The organism is Bizionia argentinensis JUB59, assembly GCF_000224335.1.
In the GTDB taxonomy this organism is placed as follows: Bacteria; Bacteroidota; Bacteroidia; order Flavobacteriales; family Flavobacteriaceae; genus Algorimicrobium; species Algorimicrobium argentinense.
The window spans coordinates 1-21426 of record NZ_AFXZ01000061.1 but is presented as its reverse complement, the minus strand read 5'-3'; the positions used below and the strand labels follow the sequence as shown (position 1 = coordinate 21426).

Below are 21426 nucleotides of genomic sequence, written 5' to 3'. Positions count from 1 at the left end.
TTAATAATCAATAGGGATACATTTTTTTTTTAAGATATTTGTTCACATATTTGCCAAGCTTAAGATCAGCTAGAGAATTTCATTTCTCACATCAACTACTAACGAATAAACTTTAAATTTTTATAATGAGTGTAACTGCGCAATCGGTTTGGGAAAATTGTCTTGAATTCATCAAGGATAATATACAACCGCAAGCATATAAAACATGGTTTGAACCTATAGTCGCGGTAAAATTCACGGACAATGCGTTAAGTATTCAGGTACCTAGCAAATTTTTCTATGAGTGGCTAGAGGAGCACTATGTTAAGATTTTAAAAGTAGCTTTAACAAAGCAACTTGGGGAAAATGTTAAATTGGTTTACATTATTAAAATGGAAAACACTTACGGTAATAAACAACCGTTTACGGAACGTATTCCAAGTGCTAACCGATCAGCTGTTAAGTCTCAAGATGTAGACCTTTCTTTAAACAACAAGAATCCAGAATTACGAAATCCTTTTATTATTCCAGGTATTAGGAATGTAAAAATTGAATCGCAATTAAACCCAAATTATAGTTTTGAAAACTTCCTAGAAGGTGATTCAAACCGTTTAGCTCGTAGTGCCGGATTAGCCGTGGCTGCAAAGCCCGGTGGAACCTCTTTTAACCCGCTTTTAATTTTTGGTGGTGTTGGTCTAGGTAAAACGCATTTAGCGCACGCTATTGGCGTTGACATTAAAGATAAATATCCTGAAAAAACGGTTTTGTATATTTCTGCCGAAAAGTTTACGCAGCAATATATTGATGCTGTTAAGAAAAACAACCGAATTGACTTTATCCATTTCTATCAAATTATAGATATTCTGATTATTGATGACGTTCAATTTTTATCTGGAAAATCAGGTACACAAGATGTGTTTTTCCATATTTTCAATCACTTACATCAAAACGGAAAGCAAGTTATTTTAACGAGTGACAAAGCGCCTGTAGACATGCAAGATATTGAACAACGATTATTATCTCGTTTTAAATGGGGACTTTCAGCAGAATTGCAAACTCCAGATTTTGAAACACGTGTTTTAATACTAAAAGATAAATTATATCGTGATGGTGTGGAAATGCCAGAAGATATTATCGAGTATGTTGCCAAACATATAAAATCAAATATTCGCGAATTAGAAGGTGCTATTATTTCATTAATTGCTCAATCGTCTTTCAATAAAAAAGAAATCACGATAGATTTAGCAAAACAAGTTGTTGAAAAGTTTGTAAAAAACACAAAACGCGAAGTTTCTATAGATTATATTCAGAAAATCGTATCCGATTATTTCCAAATGGATGTGGACACTTTACAGTCTAAAACTAGAAAACGCCATATTGTTCAAGCACGTCAACTGGCTATGTTTTTTGCTAAAAAATACACCAAAGCTTCTTTGGCTAGTATCGGTTCACAAATTGGTAAACGCGATCACGCTACGGTTCTTCATGCTTGTAAAACGGTTAATAATTTATCATCTACCGATAAGCAGTTTAAAAAATATGTTGACGATTTAACAAAAAAATTGTCAGTTTAATCCTTCAAATTATAGTCCATGTCTAGGGATCCAAACATTACTAAAGTACTCATGGTTTGTTTAGGCAATATTTGTCGCTCACCATTGGCAGAAGGCATTTTAAAATCCAAGCTTCCAGAATCAGATTTCATAGTCGATTCTGCAGGAACTGGCGATTACCATGTTGATGATGCACCTGACCCACGTTCCATTGAAATTGCAAAAAAACATGGCATAGACATTACAAGTCAACGCGGTAGACAATTTGATGTTTCAGATTTTGATGCTTTCGATTATATATATGTTATGGATAGCTCAAACTTTGAGAATGTAGTGAAACTAGCCAGAAATGCTAAAGACATTGCTAAAGTACACTACATTTTAAATGAAATTTATCCAAATCAAAATCACAATGTTCCCGATCCGTACACAGGGGGTATTCAAGGCTTTGATGATACTTTTAAAATGTTAGATGAAGCTTGTGAAGTACTTGCTAAAAAACTACAATACTAATTGTTGTTTAGCGATTATACTTTCTATGTATAAAAAAATCTTTTTTTACGTGATTTTAATTCCATTCTAAAATTAAATCAAAGAAAGTATTAATAGTATTCATGCTTTAAATGGCTTATTTATTGTTAAAATGGGCCCTTTAAAATCATTGACTCTGAACAAAACCAAACGATTAAAAACTGATGACGACTAAACCTGGAAAATTATTTTTAATTCCGACTACCCTTGGCGAAACAAACCCACTAGATGTTTTACCAATAACTGTAAAAAACACAGTTGAAGCCCTTGATATTTTTATCGTTGAGAATGAGAAAACGGCTCGACGATTTATCAGGCAGATAGCGCCAGAAAAACAACAAGATTCGTTGCATTTCTTTTTAATTAATAAGTATACGGATTTCACCGAATTGCCTGATTTTTTAAACCCATGTATTGAAGGACAAAACGTTGGATTATTATCGGAAGCAGGTTGTCCAGCTATTGCAGATCCAGGTGCGGATGTTGTTAAAATTGCTCATCAGAAAAATATTAAAGTCGTTCCATTGGTTGGACCTTCATCTATTATTATGGCAGTGATGAGCTCTGGAATGAATGGTCAGAGTTTTGCTTTTAACGGCTATTTACCTATTGACAAACAAGAACGTAAAGCAGAAATACTACGTTTGGAGCGCTTATCGTTTCAACATAATCAATCGCAATTATTTATTGAAACACCTTATAGAAACAATGCCATGTTGGAAGACCTTTGCAAAGTACTTCATGCAGACACCCAAGTTTGCGTTGCCTGCGATATAACACTACCAACTGAATTTATAAAAACAAAATCTGCAAAGGATTGGAAAAAAAATAGTGAAGATCTTCATAAAAGACCTGCACTATTTATAATCCATAAAGATTAAAGGCTTTAAGCGGTTAGCTTGACTTTAGCTTTTCTGTTAGGCTGAACTTTAGACGTATCATATCCTGAAAACTTTTTAATATAATACTGGATAGATGTACCGTATGCATCGGTAAAACCTTGTTGTCCGTAACTTCTTAAGTATTTTTTAACATTACCAGGACCTGCAAGATGAGCTGCAGCTAAAATTCCTGATTCGGTAATGCGCACACCATTAATTGTTTTACCTTCAAAACGCTTAATGTCTTTTCTTAAAATCCACTTATTACGCTCGGCATTCGCCACAAAAGCTTTTTCCTGTAATTCTGGAGTTTTTAAGAAATGAACTGGATTATAAATTCCAATTAACTTCAATGTTTCTTTCCCAAATTGATATTTTCCTAAATACCCAAACGTATTAACTATAAAATAATCTCCTCTAGATTCTTTAAAAGCTAATGCTTCTTTAAACCCTACAAAAGATTTCCCCAAAGTTGGTGAAAATGGTCTGTACGTTTTTTCTAAAGGCAAAATGTTGTCAGAAGAGATTTCAGTTGGCTCAATCGCGCTTAAAGCGATATCCTCAAAAACATAATCATTTTCTGTTATGGTCTTATTCGCTGTAAACGAACTTAAAAATAAGACACAAATTGTAATTACTAGTACTAGGTATTTTAAAATACTTTTTCTCATAAATTTGAATTCTTTAATCACATTTTCTTAATGAAAGCGTGAATAAAATTTCAGCGTGCAAATATACAACTTTTTTATAACATCTGAAAATTAATCGATTAAGTGCACTAAAAGTAGATTCCGTGCAAGCGAACGCCATTATCCTCGGTGAACTCCAAGGTTGGAAGTGGTACCTTAATAGTATTGAAAATTTCGAAAAGGGTACGTAAAAAATGAGAGTTTGTTTTAATACGTGTTAAATCAACATCCAAGCTCAAGTAATATTGACGCATTCTATTGTGATTTGAAAATAAATTATCTGAAGTTTTCCTAGTTCCAGCTAACATGCCATCAGCACCATAACCTATAGCGACATTTATCCAAGTTGGAATTTTACTATTACTAAAAAAGGAGTATAAATTAAAACTTAACCAATAAGTTTGACCATTATAATCTTTTAAAAACTCTTCCGCTAAACCATTTCCTAACTTATCCGGGCGCTGTTCTGCATATTTAGTTCTATGAAAAGAGTATTTTAAAGTAATACGTTGTTCATTCCACAATAATTCTTGACCAACAAATAACGCAGTTCCCGAAGCATTAGCGGCCATATCTCCCCAAGAAAAACCCCATTCTTCCGAAAAACCATCCAATACTTCAACAGCCGTTAAAAATGTAAAACCTAAAGTGCCACCATATAGAAGCTGATTTTTTCTGCTTACACCACTCCATTTTAAAACATTGGCTCCTACTCGACCCAGTTGATAAGAAGAATAAGCATGACCCATTTTGTCTATTTGAAGCCATTCGTTATTATCATCTAAAGTATGAATGTTAGAACGCGGATAATCCGCATACCACAATTGATCCAAAGCTAATAATGAAACCGTTCCAAGGGCTATTTCAGAAATAACTAGGGCGTTTCTTCTTGGTTTATTAAGTGTATCACTTGGTTTTAAAAAAGAATTGATACCAGATTGAGCAAACCCTGTGAAACAGGTGAACCCAATAAAAATATGTAAAAGTGCCTGTTTCAATAGTTACTTATAAATACCCTGTTTAGACAAGTAAGCATGGTATTCGCGAGCATTCGCATTATGTTGGCTCAACGTTTTTGCGAATTTATGATATCCTAAACGTTTAGCATCTGCGGCAAAATACAAATAACTATGTTTTTCATAATTTAAAACCGCATCAATAGCTGAAATATCTGGCATAGTTACCAGACCTGGTGGCAATCCAGTATACATATAAGTATTATAAGGTGAAACAATGTCCTTATGTTTATTAAGAACACGCTTAATTATCGTGTTTTTATACTCTGGCAATTGATATGCAGCAAACTTTAAGGTTGGATCCGCTTGTAAAGGCATTTTAATACGCATTCTATTTATGTACACACCAGCAACGCGAGGTTGCTCTTTGCCTTGTTTAGACTCTTCGTAAACTATAGATGCCAAAGTCATTACATCATTTTTTGTTAAGTTTAGAGCTTTTGCTTTTTCCAATCGGCTTTCTGTCCAAAATCGGTTATATTCAGTAAGCATTCGATCGCGAAACTGCTTGGCTGATGTGTTCCAGAAAAACTCATAACTATTTGGAATATACATCCCTAAAGCTGTGGCATTAGAAAAATCGTTTGCTTTTAAAAATTCCGGATCTAGCATAACTTTTATAAGTGTCAAGCTATCAGCTTCTATTTGCGTACTAACCCGACCTGCTAGATCTTCTATAGATTGCTGATTGTTGAAAGCCATTTTGAGTGGTACATTTTTACTCCGAATTGTATTAATAATATCATTATTATTCATACCCTTTTTAATAACAAAACGCCCCGCCTTTATATTAGTAATGTATTGTTTTCTGTTAGCCAATGCATCGAAACTATTGATATTTTTTAAAAGCGGTTGTAATTGTTCGCGTACATCAGAATAACTTCCGTTCGTTGGAACATAAACATACGCTTCCGTATTGTTAAAAGTAGTATTTGGCACAAACATGGCATTATAAACATAATACGCTAGGTAACCAGCTACCAATAAACCTAAAAGAGCAATAGCCCAAATTATTTTTTTTATATACATCTAGTTAGAAATTCGTTGTAAGAAATATTCATTGTTATAAGAACCATCTGTAAAGTTCCAATCTTTTTTTAATCCTATTTTAATAAATCCGTTACTTTCAAACAGCTTTAAACTGGCTTTATTGTCTTCAGAAATATTACAATATAATTGATGCAAATTTAAATACGTTTCGGTATATTTAATTAATAGCTCCAAAGCTTCTCGGCCGTAACCTTGCTGCCTATCGGATTTGCTATAAATAAGAATTCCAATGCCTGCGCGTTTGTTTTTAAAATCGAAGTCGAATAAATCAATCAATCCAATCGAATCATGATTTTCATTAGCAATTAATAATCGAAGCTGTTTGACTTCATAAATATCTTTATGCGCATTTTCAAGATACTGTTTAATTAAATAGCGCGAATAAGGTGTTTGAGTACTGCTTAACTCCCAAATGGATTCATCATTTTCAACTGTGTAAATAAAATCCAAATCTTCCGGCTCAAGCGCACGTAAATAAATATGTTTACCTTGTAATGTTAACATGTTATTTCTCCTTTAAAAACTTGCGTTGCTGGGCCAATAAGCCAAATATTATGATATTTAGAATCATTTTTATCGAAAGAAACTTGCAGCTTTCCGCCTTCTACCTCCAATGTTATTAGGTTCTTTTCAGTTTCACCAACAGCGTTCATGGCCAATGCCACCGCTGTTACACCTGTTCCACAAGACAATGTTTCATCTTCAACTCCACGCTCGTATGTTCGAACCGTAAAATTGTTGTCTGAATTTTTAGTTACGAAATTTACATTTGTTCCTGCTTCATTATAAGGTTCACCATATCTAATTTTAGCACCATCTCCTTTAATATCTAAAAGTTTTAAATCCGATTCCAATTGTACATGATGCGGTGATCCGGTATTTAAAAAAACATGCGTATCGTATATATTGATTTCAGAGACATCCTGCATTTGAAGTTTTATCAAATCTCCTTCAATTATTGCATTATGTTCACCATCTACAGCCATAAAACGAGACTTATGTTTAATAATATCTAAAAAACTAGCAAAAGCTACAATACAACGACCGCCATTTCCGCACATAGAACTTTGGTTACCATCGGCATTAAAATATACCATATTAAAATCGAGTGTGTCATGATTTTCTAAAAGAATTAAACCATCCGCACCTATGCCAAAACGTCTGTCGCAAAGCAACTTAATACGTTTGGTATCCTTTTTGTCGAATATAAGTTGGCGATTGTCAATTATAACAAAATCGTTACCTGTTCCTTGATATTTATAAAATGTATTCGTCATAAGCAGGGCAAATATATGAATTAAAGGTGGTTTTATCCTATGTTAATTAGGCGTTAAAATTCACGTTAAAAAAAGTTAAACCGAATGAAACCAATCAATAATAAATTAATTTTAAACGTTATTCAATTAAAATAAACAAACATAGATTATGAAAAAATTTTTAAGTCTCCTATTTGTTTCCGTTTTAGGTGGTGTTTTAACATTATCTGCTTATAAAATATATTTCGAGCCAGGGGCTTTAATTACGACAACGGAGAGTCCACAAGAACAAACATCTTACTTTCCTACTAATTATAAAAACAGCAGTTCATTAAATATATCAGATGCTCCAAATTTTGTAGAAGCTGCTGAAAAAACAGTTCATGCCGTTGTACATGTTAAAAACACAGCGGTTGTTTCAGCACCAACAACCATGGAAGATTTCTTTTATGGACGCCGATCGCAACAAGCACAAGTTGGTACAGGTAGTGGCGTAATTATAAATAAAGACGGTTACATTATTACTAATAACCATGTAATAGCGGGCGCTAAAGAACTATCTATTACTACCAACGACAATAAAATATACAAAGCCACATTAATTGGAACGGATCCAAAAACAGATATTGCTTTGCTTAAAATTGAAGCTAATGAAGATTTACCATTTATGACATTTGGCGATTCGGATAACGTCAGAATTGGCGAATGGGTTTTAGCCGTCGGCAATCCTTTTAACTTAACATCTACGGTTACAGCTGGTATTATTTCCGCCAAATCTCGTGATTTAACTGGACAAAACAATCAATCTTTTATCCAAACAGATGCAGCTGTAAATCCCGGAAATTCGGGTGGTGCTTTGGTAGATACCAACGGTGATTTAGTAGGAATAAACACGGCTATAAGCTCACAAACAGGATCGTATATTGGATATTCTTTTGCAGTTCCCAGTAATATTGCCCGCAAAGTAGTAGAAGATATTATGGAGTTTGGAAACGTGCAAAATGGTATTTTAGGCGTAAGCGGTATTAGCTTAAACGGAAAAGCCGCTGAAGAACTTAAAGTAAGCCTAACAGAAGGCTTTTATGTTGGAGCTGTAGAAGCAAAATCAGGAGCGGAAAAAGCCGGCATTCAGAATGGCGATATTATAACGAGAATTGATAATGTGAAAATATCAAAATTCGCTGATTTAACTGGTTATATGAACACTAAACGTCCTGATGACGTTGTGAATGTAATTGTTTTAAGGAATAATTCGGAAATAACATTTCCTGTAACCTTATCGAAATATGAAATTTTGTCAGCCGAATTTTTAGATATTGAGGTTAAAAATATTTCAGAAGATATTAAAAAGCAGTATAATATTGAATATGGTGTGCTTGTAATCAAGAGCGATAACCGCTGGTTATATCAAAAAATCGGATTAAATAAAGGTTATATAATTACCGATATAAATGATGTTGAAATTCATAGTATTGATGAAATTTCCGCCTTAAAAAAGAAATATGGTGATTCTTTTGATAAGCAACTCGAAAAAATAAGCATTATAAATAGACGCGGCCAAAAGCAGAGCTTTATATTTAGGTAATAGGCTGCAAACCATAAAAATCCCTTTCAAAACTGATATAAGAAAGGTTTTTTTTTATATAAAAAACATAACGAATACGTTTAGAATGTACTACTTTTGCACTTAAATTCAAGTTGTGAAAATAACTTGAAAAATATACTATTTTAACAACACACTAAAATTATTACACAATGAGTTTTAACGAGACTTATGAAAGCGAATTAGCTTTTCAGGCCGATAGACGCAGAGCTACGGTAGAATTTATTAAAATTATTAGCGATCTTTGGTATGATAAGTCTATCGAATTGGTACTATTTAGAAATCAGCTAATTGACCGTAACGTCAGTGAAATTTTAAACTTGCACGAATACGCTGGTGAATTTGTACAAAAACCAATTTCTATTTTCGATTCTGTGGAAATAGCGCAAGCCATTAAAACATTAGATTTACCGCCTGCAAAATTGGATATCGGTAAATTAACTTACGAATACCATTTAGAAGAAAAGAAGTTTAGTAACGCTTTGGCTTTTGTTGCTCATAAATTACAAGACGCCAAAAAGGAACATAGTATCCAACCAAAAGATGTTGTACTATATGGTTTTGGACGTATTGGACGTTTAGTTGCACGCGAGCTTATGACAAAAACCGGTAAAGGTAGTCAGTTGCGCTTAAGAGCTATTGTTACACGTGGCGAGATAAACAAAACAGTTTTAGAAAAAAGAGCGTCTTTATTACGAAATGATTCTGTGCATGGTGATTTTTCAGGAACAGTTGTTGCCGATGTTAAAAATAGCGCCTTATTAATTAATGGAACGACAGTTAATATTATTTCGGCAAACGCGCCAGAAGATATTGATTATACAAAATATGGTATTAATAATGCTTTAATTATTGATAATACGGGTGCTTTTAGAGATCATGAAGCATTAAGCAGACATTTAAAATCTAAAGGAGCTGATAAAGTATTATTAACAGCGCCCGGAAAAGGTGTTCCAAATATTGTACATGGTGTAAACCATAGAGAGCACAATCCAGATACAGTAGATATCTTTTCAGCAGCATCTTGTACTACCAATGCTATTACGCCGATTTTAAAGGCTATTGAAGATACTTATGGCGTAAAAAGTGGACATTTAGAAACTATTCACGCTTATACTAACGATCAGAATTTAGTGGATAATTTCCACAGCAAATACCGCCGTGGTCGTGCAGCTGCATTAAATATGGTGATTACAGAAACTGGTGCTGGAAGTGCTGTTTCTAAAGCATTACCAAGTTTCGAAGGCAAGTTAACATCTAATGCTATTCGTGTACCAGTTCCTAACGGATCTTTAGCGATTTTAAATTTAGATTTAGAAAAAACAGCTTCTGTTGATTCTATTAATGCTACTTTAAAAAAATATGCCTTAGAAGGTGATTTAGTAGAGCAAATAAAATACGAGTTGAGTGACGAATTGGTATCTAGCGATATTATTGGAAGTTCAGCACCGGCTATTTTTGATAGTAAAGCAACTATTGTACGTCCAGATGGTACAAATGCAGTTCTATATATATGGTATGATAATGAATATGGCTACAGCCACCAAGTTATTCGTTTAGCAAAATATATTGCTAAAGTAAGACGATATACTTATTATTAGTAGTTCAAGCTATACACACTAAAAATCCCGTTTCATATTAAACGGGATTTTTTTTGAAAATATTATATACGACAACATCCAACTTTTAATAACGTTCGTATATAAATCGGCCTCCAGACGTGAGGCTTTTTCAGTATTCTGTTTATAACTAAACATATTTTCTTATTTTAGCAACTACATATCTTTACACCTACAAAATGAGCATCATTAAAAAATTTTTATTTCTTTTATTTATAGCAAGTTTCGCTTCAATAAATGCACAAAACACTGAAGAAGAATTATCTCTAGATAGTGGAACCATAGACAACCAATTTGAATATCTTATCCAGCGATCTAATAATTACCAAGATTATAAGGTTGTAAAAAAGAACTGGTTATATATTTTAAAAGCCCATACATTAGATTCTTTAAAGTCCATTCATTCGGAATTAGCAACTGCCGAAGGCACTATTTCCAATCAGAATAGCGAAATAGCAAGTCTAAAAAGTAGTTTAAAGAACACGCAAGTATCGTTAGATACAACAACAGACGAAAAAAACAACATGGAATTATTCGGCTTACAAATGACAAAGCCGAGCTATAATGTACTTATGTGGTCTATAATTGCACTTCTTTTAGCGTTGCTACTCCTATTTATATACAAGTTTAAAAATAGTAATATTGTAACACGAGAAGCTAAAAAAAGTTTATCTGAAACAGAGGAAGAACTAGAAAATCATCGACGTACAGCATTAGAGCGTGAACAAAAAGTGAGACGCCAACTTCAAGACGAATTAAATAAACAAAAAGGAATTAATTAAAAAATCCTTTTATCCTACTATTTTAAAATCTGTAAACAATGTTTACAGATTTTTTTTGATATAAATTAATGTGATTTTGAAATGAATTCTGTGTTCATATAGCAATAACTAGAAGCAAATCTTATATACTGATACTAATTAAACTTCAATAGAAAACGACAAGTTCTCAATAACATTTCAATTATATTTGCAATTCAAAAGTCTTATCATGCGTATCGATATTATCACTGTTTTACCAGAATTATTAAAAAGCCCATTTGAAGCCTCTATTTTAAAACGCGCTATTGACGCGGGATTAGTAGAAATTCATTTTCATAATTTAAGAGATTATACAACCGACAATCATAAAACCATAGACGATTATCAGTTTGGTGGCGGCGCTGGTATGGTTATGATGATAGAGCCGATAGATAAATGCATTTCAGACTTGCAGTCACAACGTGATTATGATGAAGTTATTTATATGACGCCTGATGGCGAAACTTTAAATCAAAGTATTTCCAATCAGATATCTTTAAAAGAAAACATCATTATTTTATGTGGCCATTATAAAGGTGTTGATCAACGCGTTCGTGATCAGTTTATAACCAGAGAAATTTCTATTGGTGATTATGTCCTATCTGGAGGCGAATTAGGCGCTGCTGTATTATGCGATGCCGTTATAAGATTAATTCCTGGTGTTTTAGGAGATGAAACATCTGCATTAACAGATTCTTTCCAAGATAATTTGTTAGCACCGCCAATTTATACCAGACCAAGAGAGTATAAAGGCTGGAAAGTTCCTGAATTATTGTTCAGCGGTAACTTTCCAAAAATAGAGAAATGGCGTGAAGATCAAGCTTACGAGCGCACAAAAGCACGAAGACCAGATTTATTAGACGACTAAATAAGGTTTAATTATTAACCTTTAAATAGTGAAATTATTAATTGCAATTTATTTATATTTAGTTATCTTTGCAGCCAATTCCGAGTTAACCTCTGGCGAAAATCGTGCATGTTGTTTCGGATTAATTAAGAAAATTAAAAGAAATGGAATCTTTAGTAAAATTTGTACAAGAAGAATTTGTAACAAGAAAAGATTTTCCAGAGTTTGGTGCTGGAGACACAATTACAGTTTATTACGAAATTAGAGAAGGCGAAAAATCACGTGTACAGTTCTTCAAAGGAGTCGTTGTTCAAAGAAGAGGAACAGGTAGTTCTGAAACATTTACCATTAGAAAAATGTCTGGAACAATTGGTGTAGAACGTATTTTCCCAATCAATATGCCAGCTTTGCAGAAGGTAGAAGTTAACAAACGTGGTAAAGTACGTCGTGCACGTATTTATTACTTTAGAGGCTTAACTGGTAAGAAAGCTAGAATTAGAGAAAGTATGAAACGTTAATACATTGTTGATAACGTTGAAAAGCCCTGTGAAAACAGGGCTTTTTTTATTAACAAATGTTAACAACTCCAGTTTATAACTTGTTGATATCTAATTGCTTGTAAGTTTTGAAAAACAAACATCTCGCCTTATATTAGTAAAAGAATTAAAAGACAACTTGGTTGGTTTTGTAGTAAATAAGCAAATTTATTTTTAATCCTTTAAAGATACTTTCTTTATATCTTATTGTTTTTTGAGGTTTCAGAGGTAGAACACGTTTTCGTGATTTACTGAAAAATCATGATACTTTTTAATGTGCTAGATGCATTAGCAGTTAGCAAGAAAAGAAGTTGAAAGTTTCCTAATGTCTATTAGAAACGAAAGTAAGAATTAGACTATGAAACAATGTTTGGAGTGTATGTAGTTCATGCAAGTGAATTAGAAGAAGCTTTAACATCAAGAAAAACAGTAAACTGAAACATTTTAACAACAGTTCAATACATTTTGAAAGTTGTACAATAGAATGTTTCATTTTTGAAATAGCGATACTTGAATTGAACTTTGTAGAAATTATTTTACAATTGGTGGTTGCATAACCACCTAGATCATGTTAAACTATTTCAAACAAAGCCATGTCAAACCAGACTTTCGTCTGATATGATATGGCTTTCGTTTTTTACCTACTATATTTTAATTATTTTCGCATCTGTCCAAATATTCTTAATATGAATCAACCTTTCATTTGCGATCAAACATTTGAGAAGCAAAATTACACGCAAAAACTATTGCCAAAAGGCGAATATGATAATTGCCAGTTTATAGATTGTGACTTTTCAGAAGTTTTTCTTTCTTCTACATCTTTCATGGAATGCGAATTTATTAATTGTAATTTAAGTTCGGCAAAAGTTAAAGGTGTCATGTTTAAAGACGTTTCGTTTGTAGAATGTAAATTGCTAGGCGTCCTATTTCAAGAATGTAATCCTTTTTTATTTTCTATTTCAGCTAAACACTCTAATTTCAGCTATGCTTCCTTTTACGCCATGAAATTGACTTCCATGACTTTTGAATCCTGCAATTTAGATCATGTGGATTTCACGAATGCTAATGCTTCCAAAGTAAAGTTTATCGAATGTAGCTTAAGCCATGCCATTTTTAAAAATACCAATCTAGAAAAAACAGACTTACAAACCGCAACCAACTTTAGTATTCAACCTGAACAAAACAACATTAAACAAGCAAAATTTTCCACAATGGGCGCTTTACTACTTTTAAATCACTACCAAATTACTATAGAATAAGTAGTTTCCTCAAAAAAATTGGAAGCAAATGAGAATTTCGTAATCATGCAATTCTACGGCAGAGTATAATTTAAACTATGCTAAAAATCCTATAAGAATTCCGTATATTTGCAAAGCTTAAATAATGGGTAATATTACCTACTAAAATTCAAATATAATGACAAACTCTTCTAGAATAATTTATACAAAAACAGACGAAGCACCAGCTTTAGCTACGGCATCTTTTTTACCAATAGTAGAAGCCTTTGCAAAACCATCTGGAATAACTATAGAAACCAAAGACATCTCTTTAGCCGCAAGAATATTAGCTGCTTTCCCAGATTTCTTAACGGAAGATCAACGTGTTGAAGATGCGCTTACAATTTTAGGCGATTTAGTAAAACAACCAGAAGCTAATATCATTAAATTACCAAATATTAGTGCTTCTGTTCCTCAATTAAATGAAGCTATTAAAGAACTTCAAGAAAAAGGTTATAAACTTCCAAATTATCCTGAAGACGTTAAAACTGATCAAGATAAAGACGTTCAAAGTCGTTACGATAAAATAAAAGGTAGTGCCGTAAATCCGGTGCTTCGTGAAGGAAACTCTGATCGTCGTGCACCTAAAGCTGTTAAGAATTTTGCAAAAAAACATCCTCATTCTATGGGTGCTTGGAGTAAAGATTCTAAAACAAGCGTGGCAACCATGAGCGAAGGCGATTTTTTAAACAATGAAAAATCAGTAACGTTAGACGCAGGTACAAGCATTAAAATAATCCATACTGATACGTCTGGTAGTAAAACCATCTTGAAAAGTGATTTCCCCTTATTAAAAGGTGAAATTATTGATGGAACCGTTTTAAGTAAAAAAGCACTTTTAAACTTTTTAGAAACGGAAATTCAAGACGCTAAAGACACCAACGTATTGTTTTCATTGCATATGAAAGCAACTATGATGAAGGTGAGTGATCCAATTATTTTTGGTCATGCGGTACGCGTTTTCTTTAAAGATGTATTTGAAAAATATCAAAACGATTTTGAAAAAATAGGTGTAGATGTTAATAATGGTTTCGGTGATTTAATCCGTAACCTTTCTGAATTACCAGATGCAAAACGTAAAGCTATTGAAGCTGATATTGATGCGACTTTTAAAAGTCGTCCAGATTTAGCCATGGTTAATAGTGATAAAGGTATTACCAATTTACACGTTCCTAGTGATGTAATTATTGATGCTTCTATGCCAGCAATGATTCGTACGTCTGGAAAAATGTGGAATAAAAATGGCGAATTACAAGATACTAAAGCTGTAATTCCAGATAGTAGTTATGCAGGTATTTATGCGGCGACTATAGATTTCTGTAAAGAACACGGCGCCTTTGATCCGACAACGATGGGAACAGTTCCTAACGTAGGATTAATGGCTCAAAAAGCTGAAGAGTACGGCTCTCACGATAAAACATTCGAAATTGAAAGTAACGGAACAGTAACTGTTGTGGATACGGAAGGAAAGGTTTTAATTGAACATCCTGTTGAAACTGGTGATATATGGAGAATGTGCCAAGTAAAAGATGCACCAATCCAAGACTGGGTTAAACTAGCAGTCAACCGTGCAAGAGCTTCTCAAACGCCAGCAGTTTTCTGGTTGGATGACAAAAGAGCTCATGATATTGAATTAATTAAAAAAGTAAACACTTACTTAAAAGATCACGATACTTCTGGTTTAGATATTAGTATTTTACCGCCTTTTGAAGCAACTAAATTCACATTAGAGCGTGTTAAAGCCGGAAAAGATACTATTTCAGTTTCAGGAAATGTATTACGTGATTACTTAACCGATTTATTCCCAATTTTAGAACTAGGCACTAGTGCAAAAATGTTATCTATTGTGCCATTGATGAATGGTGGTGGTTTGTTTGAAACAGGCGCTGGTGGTTCCGCTCCTAAACATGTGGAACAATTATTAGAAGAAAATCATTTACGTTGGGATTCTTTAGGTGAATTTTTAGCATTAGCCGTTTCATTAGAGCATTTATCGGAAACCGCCAAAAACCCTAAAGCACTTATTTTAGCAGAAGCTTTAGATTTAGCAACCGAGAAGTTACTAGATAACAACCAATCACCTTCTAGAAAAGTTGGCGAATTGGACAACAGAGGAAGCCATTTTTATTTAGCTAAATATTGGGCTGAAGCCATAGCTAATCAATCAAAGGATATTAATATGAAAAATACCTTTGAAAAAATTTCACTTTTGTTTAATGCAGGAGAGACAACAATTTTAAACGAATTGAATGGCGTTCAAGGTAAACAAATTAGCATCGGCGGTTATTACGAGCCAAATGAGGTTATGAAAACGGATATTATGCGTCCAAGTGAAACGTTCAACAACATTTTAAAAACTTTGTAAGTTTTATAAAGTTTAAACAAAAAGCTCCTTCTTTAGGGGCTTTTTTTTATACTTTTAATAAAAATAGCTCTTAATTATTATGCGGATATTATGTTTAGTTCTGATTGCGCTTTTCAGTATAAATTCTATTAGGTCTCAAGAAAATTTTACGCTGAAAGGTATTATTACCGATTCAGAAAGTAGCGAAACTCTTATTGGCGTTAATATTATTTTTCCTGAATTAAAAACAGGTGCAACTACCAATGAATACGGCTTTTACTCTATTACTCTTCCCGAAGGAACATATCAACTTGTGATTAGCTATTTAGGTTATTCTCAAATTTCAGAAACAATAACATTTACAGAAAGCATCACAAAAAACTTCAACTTAACAGAATCTTTTGAAAGCTTAAATGAAGTGGTTATAACCGAAAATGTTGAAAAGCTCAATATTCGAAAACCGCAAATGAGTTTGAATGCGATGTCAGCAAATACCATAAAACAACTACCAGTAGTTTTTGGCGAAGCAGATGTAATAAAATCCATCACCTTACTTCCTGGCGTTACAACTGCAGGCGAAGGCTCTTCAGGTTTTAATGTTCGTGGAGGTGCTGCTGATCAGAATTTAATTCTTCTGGATGAAGCCACTATATATAATTCATCTCACCTTTTCGGATTCTTCTCGGTCTTCAACCCAGATGCTATTAAAGATTTGAAGTTATATAAAGGTGGTATTCCTGCAAGATATGGTGGTCGCGTGTCTTCGGTTTTAGATATTTATCAGAAAGAAGGGAACAAGAATAAATTTCATATGAATGGTGGAATTGGTATAATTTCCAGTCGACTTTTAGCGGAAGGACCAATTAAGAAAGGAAAAGGCTCTTTTCTTTTAGGCGGAAGAGCAACCTATGCTCATTTATTTTTACCGCTTTTCGATTTGGATAATAAGGCATATTTCTACGATTTAAACACCAAAATAAGCTATAAACTCAATGAGAATAATAACGTTTATTTATCTGGATATTTTGGTCGCGATGTTATTGGGTTTAGTGATAGCTTTAAAAACACCTATGGAAATACGATTTTAAATTTTAGATGGAATCATCTGTTTTCAGATAAACTATTCTCAAACTTATCACTTATTTATTCCGATTACTACTACGGATTAAACCTTAATTTTATTGGCTTTAATTGGGATTCAGGTATTCGAAATGCAAATGTGAAATACGATTTCAAACATTATGTCAACAACGATATTACCTTACAGTATGGATTAAACAGTATTTACCACAAATTTAATCCTGGTGAGATAAAACCTTCATCCGACGATTCTGGAATTAACCCCGACAAGTTAATTGATAAATATGCATTTGAAAATGCCATTTATTTAGATGTTGAACACAAATTATCTAATAAAATTCAGCTATCCTATGGATTGCGTTACAGTTCTTTTTTAAGATTAGGCCAAGATGAATTGAACAAATATGCAAATGATGAACCTATTATTTTTAATCAACAATTACAAATTTATGAAAAAGCTGATCCCATTGACATTGATAAATATAAACGCGGTAAAATTTTAAAATCCTTTGGTAATTTAGAACCACGACTGGCTATTGCGTATCAATTGGAAAACAACTCTTCCATTAAAGCGAGTTATAATCGCTTAAGTCAATATTTGCATTTATTATCTAATACCAGCTCACCGACTCCATTAGATATTTGGACTCCGAGTGGTTTGTACGCTAAACCCCAAATATTGGATCAAGTAGCATTGGGTTACTTCAGGAATTTTAAAGATGATACCTATTCACTAGAAGCAGAAACATTTTATAAAAAGGTAAAAAACAGAATCGATTATGTAGATGGTGCTGATTTAATTGCCAATGATGCCATTGAACAGATTATATTAAATGGCGAAGCACGAGCTTATGGTTTAGAAATTCTGTTCAGAAAAAACACGGGTCGTTTTAAAGGATGGATTGCTTATACCTTGTCTAAATCGGAACAGCGCACACCAGGAAAAAACAATAATGAACCCGGAATAAACAACGGAAAGTGGTACAAAACGGCTTACGACAAAACGCATGATATAAGCATTATAGCTAGTTATGATTTGACTAATAAATGGCGCTTTAACGCGAATTTTTTGTTTCAAACAGGTCAACCAGTTACTTACCCCAACGCACAATACGAATACAATGGCTTGAATATTCCAAATTATGGCTTAAGGAATGAATATCGTTTACCTACTTATAACCGTTTAGATTTATCAGCAACATATATACCTAAACCTGAAAAAACATCCGGATGGCAAGCCGAATGGGTTTTTGGAATTTACAATGTTTACAATCGCCATAATGCAGCTTCCATTACGTTTTCCGAAAATCGTGATACTGGAACCAATGAAGCCACTAGATTATCTATTTTTGGAATCGTACCGTCTGTTTCTTATAATTTTAAATTTTAAATCCATGAAACATTTAATTTATATATTTCTAATAACTGTAATGTGTTCATCATGCCAAGATGTTATTGATATCGATGTTCCAACATCCGAACCAAAACTAGTTATTGATGCATCAATAAATTGGATAAAAGGGACTTCAGGAAATGGACAGGTAATTAAATTAACACTCACCGCTCCATATTTTGAACCTGATATTCCTCCTGCTAATGATGCCGACGTATTTATAACAGATGAAAATGATATTATTTATAGTTTTATTGAAGATGGTACAACTGGTAATTATTTAAATAGCAATTTCGTTCCTGCTTTAAATAAAGTTTATAATCTTACAATAGTATATGACAACGAAACTTATAAAGCTACAGAAACACTTTTAGCGGTTCCAGACTTCGATTATATTGAACAGGATTTAGAAGCTGGTTTTACTGGTAAAGACACCGAAATTAAGGCTTATTTTACCGATCCCATTGGTGAAGAAAATTATTATCTACTTGAATTCAAACCTAGCTTACCTGTAAACAGTACGATGTCCGTACTTCAAGATAAATTTGTAAATGGTAATCAGATCTTCGGTTACTATCTTGAGGAGGATTTAATAGTGAATGAAACAGTAATTATAACAAATTACGCAGTTTCAAAACGCTTTTATGAATTTATGTTCATACTTTTACAACAAACCGGCGGTGGTGGCCCTTTCGAAACACAACCTGCAACAGTTCGCGGGAACTGCATTAATGTTACCAATCAAACTAACTATCCTTTAGGTTACTTTAGGTTATCTGAAGTTGCTGAAACAACGTATACCATTCAATAGACCACATTCTATTTTTGGTGCTAATATTTTGTAATTTTGAATATATGAGCTTTAATAAAACAACTGAACAAGACTCCCAATATAATCATCTAGAAACGATGTCTGTAAAGGAAATACTAACCAATATAAATACCGAAGATCAATCCATTCCTTTTGCGGTTAAGAAAGTAATTCCTCAAATTGAAGCGTTAGTTTCAATTGTTATTGAAAAACTTAAAAGAGGTGGCCGAATATTTTACATTGGGGCAGGAACTAGTGGTAGATTAGGAATATTAGATGCTTCGGAATGTCCACCAACTTTTGGTGTGTCGCCCGATTTAGTTATTGGGATTATTGCAGGTGGCGATTCGGCTATTAGAATGGCTGTTGAAAATGCCGAGGATTCAAAAACTCAAGGTTGGGTAGATTTACAAGCTTTCAATGTTTCATCCAAAGATGTTGTTATTGGAATAGCAGCTTCCGGAACAACACCATACGTTATTGCTGCTCTTGAAATGTGTAACAAACATAATATCATTACTAGTTGCGTGACCTGCAATAAGGATAGTCCCTTATCAAGGGTATCAGAATTTCCTATAGAAGTTGTTGTTGGCCCTGAATTCGTAACAGGTAGTTCCCGAATGAAAGCTGGTACGGCTCAAAAATTGGTTCTTAATATGATTACAACGTCGACCATGATTCAATTAGGTCATATAAAAGGAAATAAAATGGTCGATATGCAATTGAGTAATGAGAAGCTTGTACAACGCGGTATTAAGATGTTGATTCAAGAATTGGATATTGATTATTCCACTGCTCAAAGTTTATTAGAATCACATAAAAATGTTAGAACAGCTATAAAATTTTATAATGATGGAAGCAGAAACTAAACACACAAACAGAGATATCCTTATTAAAGGCCTAAAAAAAATGCTATTATCATTGGCTTGTATGTTTACAGGTCCTACTCTACTATATATATCCTTTAGTAATCAAGAGAAACCACTATATATTCCTTTACTTATAATTGGTATAGTTATTTGCGGACTAGCCATATTTTTCGCCTTTAAAGGACTAAAAACAATAATGGATAGTATGTTTAATTAGAATTAAATAACTACAGTTTATACTATACTTTTAAAAGCGCAACTTGCGCTTTTTTTATTTATTTACTTTATCGTTAACCCACTTCAGGTAATTGAATGACAAAAAATCTAAAATATTATATCTCCTATAGACTAATTTAAGGGAATTTAAATAATAAAGCGACAATGCAAAGAGCTTCTATAAGTATATAAGAATTGATTTAATCAGGTAGTATATTTAGTTTAAATTTAAAATACCTCCAAAAAACAATACGGATTAACTACCAATCAATTTTAAAATATTTTTCAACTAAATGACTATAAACTAAAGTACAATGAGTTCTTGAAACAGATTGAAAATCTTTTGCATCCGTGAAATTTATAGGAAATCATTTGCGCAATAATTTCAGAGAACGCGTGAGTTCGTAAAAAGATGTAAAGTTCGTGCCAATTTTTTTTAGAAGCTAAAGCAGGATTTACTAAAGCATATAGTTTTAACTTAATTTGAGAGAAGTAAAAGATGAAAATTAATCCCCAATATTCTCACTAAATAATAAATATTTTAGAATATTCCTGATAGATATCTAGATTAAGGCTTTAAAATATTAAATACTTCCCCTATATATTTACTAAAATATCTACTTAAAACACAAGCTTTAGGATTGACTCTTTTTAGGCTTACCACTATTTTGGCATAATATGCAAATCCCATAACTTTTGGAAAAGATCCAGTACTTTTTGAAAGGTATCCCGATTTAGAAAAGGCATATAAGCTGTGACAAAATTCATCATGGATATTTAACCACACTAAAGATAAAAATTTGGCAATATTGCGTTTAGCTAAATGGGATGAAAAGGTAAGACAGGTAGTATTTAAAAGCTTTAATACAATATCTAGAACCACCTCTATACACTACCAGAACATAATAAACTACTTTGAGAACAGAAGCACAAATGCACTAGCAGAATTTTAATGCCAAAATAAAGGCTTTCAGAACGCAGTTCAGAGGCGTTAGAAACATAGTCTTTTTACTTTTTAGACTGACCACTATTTTTGCTTAATTCTAAAATCCTACAACTTTTGGACTTGATGAAAA

Annotated in this window: 20 protein-coding genes; 15 read left to right on the top strand and 5 right to left on the bottom strand. The window is 33.0% G+C overall.

Annotation, left to right across the window (positions count from 1 at the left end; translation table 11 throughout):
• The first annotated feature begins 125 nt into the window (after positions 1 to 125).
• From dnaA to BZARG_RS13185, 3 genes are all read left to right on the top strand, one after another.
• On the top strand, positions 126 to 1553 hold the full coding sequence (gene dnaA / locus BZARG_RS13195) for a chromosomal replication initiator protein DnaA (protein ID WP_008639266.1): 1428 nt from the start codon (positions 126 to 128) through the stop codon (positions 1551 to 1553).
• Between the two features lie 51 nt (positions 1554 to 1604).
• A complete protein-coding gene (locus BZARG_RS13190) occupies positions 1605 to 2045 on the top strand; it encodes a low molecular weight protein-tyrosine-phosphatase (RefSeq protein WP_008639275.1) in 441 nt (146 codons plus the stop codon).
• Positions 2046 to 2227: 182 nt separating this feature from the next.
• Positions 2228 to 2944, top strand: a complete 717-nt coding sequence (locus BZARG_RS13185) for an SAM-dependent methyltransferase (RefSeq protein WP_008639262.1) — start codon at positions 2228 to 2230, stop codon at positions 2942 to 2944.
• Between the two features lie 5 nt (positions 2945 to 2949).
• On the opposite strand, the gene BZARG_RS13180 is transcribed toward BZARG_RS13185, so the two are convergent.
• The 5 genes from BZARG_RS13180 to dapF all read right to left on the bottom strand — a co-directional run bounded on the left by BZARG_RS13180 (position 2950) and on the right by dapF (position 6976).
• Positions 2950 to 3615, bottom strand: coding sequence for a peptidoglycan-binding protein LysM (locus tag BZARG_RS13180; RefSeq protein ID WP_008639222.1), 666 nt, complete (start codon positions 3613 to 3615; stop codon positions 2950 to 2952).
• Between the two features lie 107 nt (positions 3616 to 3722).
• Positions 3723 to 4631, bottom strand: coding sequence for a DUF2279 domain-containing protein (locus tag BZARG_RS13175; protein WP_008639227.1), 909 nt, complete (start codon positions 4629 to 4631; stop codon positions 3723 to 3725).
• A 3-nt stretch (positions 4632 to 4634) separates the two neighbouring features.
• The gene (mltG, locus tag BZARG_RS13170; RefSeq protein ID WP_008639273.1) at positions 4635 to 5678 is read right to left on the bottom strand and encodes an endolytic transglycosylase MltG; all 1044 of its coding nucleotides are present in this window, start codon (positions 5676 to 5678) and stop codon (positions 4635 to 4637) included.
• Positions 5679 to 6203 (bottom strand): GNAT family N-acetyltransferase, encoded by a 525-nt coding sequence (locus BZARG_RS13165; RefSeq protein WP_008639271.1) that lies wholly within the window; start codon positions 6201 to 6203, stop codon positions 5679 to 5681.
• Entirely contained in the window at positions 6197 to 6976 is a 780-nt protein-coding gene (dapF, locus tag BZARG_RS13160) for a diaminopimelate epimerase (protein ID WP_008639252.1), read from the bottom strand. Before dapF ends, BZARG_RS13165 begins: the two co-directional genes overlap by 7 nt.
• Positions 6977 to 7124: 148 nt before the next feature.
• Between dapF and BZARG_RS13155 the strand changes: the two genes are divergently transcribed.
• The 12 genes from BZARG_RS13155 to BZARG_RS16075 all read left to right on the top strand — a co-directional run bounded on the left by BZARG_RS13155 (position 7125) and on the right by BZARG_RS16075 (position 21303).
• Entirely contained in the window at positions 7125 to 8540 is a 1416-nt protein-coding gene (locus tag BZARG_RS13155; protein WP_008639219.1) for a trypsin-like peptidase domain-containing protein, read from the top strand.
• A gap of 170 nt (positions 8541 to 8710) precedes the next feature.
• Positions 8711 to 10159 (top strand): glyceraldehyde-3-phosphate dehydrogenase, encoded by a 1449-nt coding sequence (locus BZARG_RS13150; protein WP_008639211.1) that lies wholly within the window; start codon positions 8711 to 8713, stop codon positions 10157 to 10159.
• Between the two features lie 197 nt (positions 10160 to 10356).
• A complete protein-coding gene (locus BZARG_RS13145) occupies positions 10357 to 10959 on the top strand; it encodes a hypothetical protein (protein ID WP_008639286.1) in 603 nt (200 codons plus the stop codon).
• Positions 10960 to 11167: 208 nt separating this feature from the next.
• Entirely contained in the window at positions 11168 to 11845 is a 678-nt protein-coding gene (gene trmD / locus BZARG_RS13140; RefSeq protein WP_008639202.1) for a tRNA (guanosine(37)-N1)-methyltransferase TrmD, read from the top strand.
• Positions 11846 to 11988: 143 nt separating this feature from the next.
• On the top strand, positions 11989 to 12342 hold the full coding sequence (rplS, locus tag BZARG_RS13135; RefSeq protein ID WP_008639234.1) for a 50S ribosomal protein L19: 354 nt from the start codon (positions 11989 to 11991) through the stop codon (positions 12340 to 12342).
• A gap of 704 nt (positions 12343 to 13046) precedes the next feature.
• Positions 13047 to 13619, top strand: coding sequence for a pentapeptide repeat-containing protein (locus tag BZARG_RS13130; RefSeq protein ID WP_040288801.1), 573 nt, complete (start codon positions 13047 to 13049; stop codon positions 13617 to 13619).
• Between the two features lie 157 nt (positions 13620 to 13776).
• The gene (locus BZARG_RS13125; RefSeq protein ID WP_008639296.1) at positions 13777 to 16002 is read left to right on the top strand and encodes an NADP-dependent isocitrate dehydrogenase; all 2226 of its coding nucleotides are present in this window, start codon (positions 13777 to 13779) and stop codon (positions 16000 to 16002) included.
• 79 nt (positions 16003 to 16081) lie between these two features.
• Complete coding sequence (locus BZARG_RS13120) at positions 16082 to 18451, top strand: TonB-dependent receptor (RefSeq protein WP_008639236.1); 2370 nt, start codon at positions 16082 to 16084, stop codon at positions 18449 to 18451.
• Between the two features lie 4 nt (positions 18452 to 18455).
• A complete protein-coding gene (locus BZARG_RS13115) occupies positions 18456 to 19265 on the top strand; it encodes a DUF4249 domain-containing protein (protein ID WP_040288816.1) in 810 nt (269 codons plus the stop codon).
• 44 nt (positions 19266 to 19309) lie between these two features.
• A complete protein-coding gene (murQ, locus tag BZARG_RS13110) occupies positions 19310 to 20134 on the top strand; it encodes an N-acetylmuramic acid 6-phosphate etherase (protein ID WP_040288799.1) in 825 nt (274 codons plus the stop codon).
• A complete protein-coding gene (locus tag BZARG_RS13105) occupies positions 20115 to 20351 on the top strand; it encodes a DUF6095 family protein (RefSeq protein ID WP_123766968.1) in 237 nt (78 codons plus the stop codon). Before murQ ends, BZARG_RS13105 begins: the two co-directional genes overlap by 20 nt.
• Before the next feature lie 799 nt (positions 20352 to 21150).
• Complete coding sequence (locus tag BZARG_RS16075) at positions 21151 to 21303, top strand: transposase (RefSeq protein WP_316927858.1); 153 nt, start codon at positions 21151 to 21153, stop codon at positions 21301 to 21303.
• Positions 21304 to 21426: the final 123 nt, after the last annotated feature.

Coding starts and splice junctions, on each gene's coding strand:
- BZARG_RS13150 (WP_008639211.1), top strand. CDS start 8,711: ATGAGTTTTAACGAGACTTATGAAAGCGAATTAGCTTTTCAGGCCGAT.
- BZARG_RS13105 (WP_123766968.1), top strand. CDS start 20,115: ATGATGGAAGCAGAAACTAAACACACAAACAGAGATATCCTTATTAAA.
- dapF (WP_008639252.1), bottom strand. CDS start 6,976: ATGACGAATACATTTTATAAATATCAAGGAACAGGTAACGATTTTGTT.
- BZARG_RS13165 (WP_008639271.1), bottom strand. CDS start 6,203: ATGTTAACATTACAAGGTAAACATATTTATTTACGTGCGCTTGAGCCG.
- trmD (WP_008639202.1), top strand. CDS start 11,168: ATGCGTATCGATATTATCACTGTTTTACCAGAATTATTAAAAAGCCCA.
- BZARG_RS13120 (WP_008639236.1), top strand. CDS start 16,082: ATGCGGATATTATGTTTAGTTCTGATTGCGCTTTTCAGTATAAATTCT.
- BZARG_RS13180 (WP_008639222.1), bottom strand. CDS start 3,615: ATGAGAAAAAGTATTTTAAAATACCTAGTACTAGTAATTACAATTTGT.
- BZARG_RS13185 (WP_008639262.1), top strand. CDS start 2,228: ATGACGACTAAACCTGGAAAATTATTTTTAATTCCGACTACCCTTGGC.
- BZARG_RS13125 (WP_008639296.1), top strand. CDS start 13,777: ATGACAAACTCTTCTAGAATAATTTATACAAAAACAGACGAAGCACCA.
- dnaA (WP_008639266.1), top strand. CDS start 126: ATGAGTGTAACTGCGCAATCGGTTTGGGAAAATTGTCTTGAATTCATC.
- mltG (WP_008639273.1), bottom strand. CDS start 5,678: ATGTATATAAAAAAAATAATTTGGGCTATTGCTCTTTTAGGTTTATTG.
- BZARG_RS13155 (WP_008639219.1), top strand. CDS start 7,125: ATGAAAAAATTTTTAAGTCTCCTATTTGTTTCCGTTTTAGGTGGTGTT.
- BZARG_RS13145 (WP_008639286.1), top strand. CDS start 10,357: ATGAGCATCATTAAAAAATTTTTATTTCTTTTATTTATAGCAAGTTTC.
- BZARG_RS13115 (WP_040288816.1), top strand. CDS start 18,456: ATGAAACATTTAATTTATATATTTCTAATAACTGTAATGTGTTCATCA.
- BZARG_RS13130 (WP_040288801.1), top strand. CDS start 13,047: ATGAATCAACCTTTCATTTGCGATCAAACATTTGAGAAGCAAAATTAC.
- BZARG_RS13190 (WP_008639275.1), top strand. CDS start 1,605: ATGGTTTGTTTAGGCAATATTTGTCGCTCACCATTGGCAGAAGGCATT.
- murQ (WP_040288799.1), top strand. CDS start 19,310: ATGAGCTTTAATAAAACAACTGAACAAGACTCCCAATATAATCATCTA.
- rplS (WP_008639234.1), top strand. CDS start 11,989: ATGGAATCTTTAGTAAAATTTGTACAAGAAGAATTTGTAACAAGAAAA.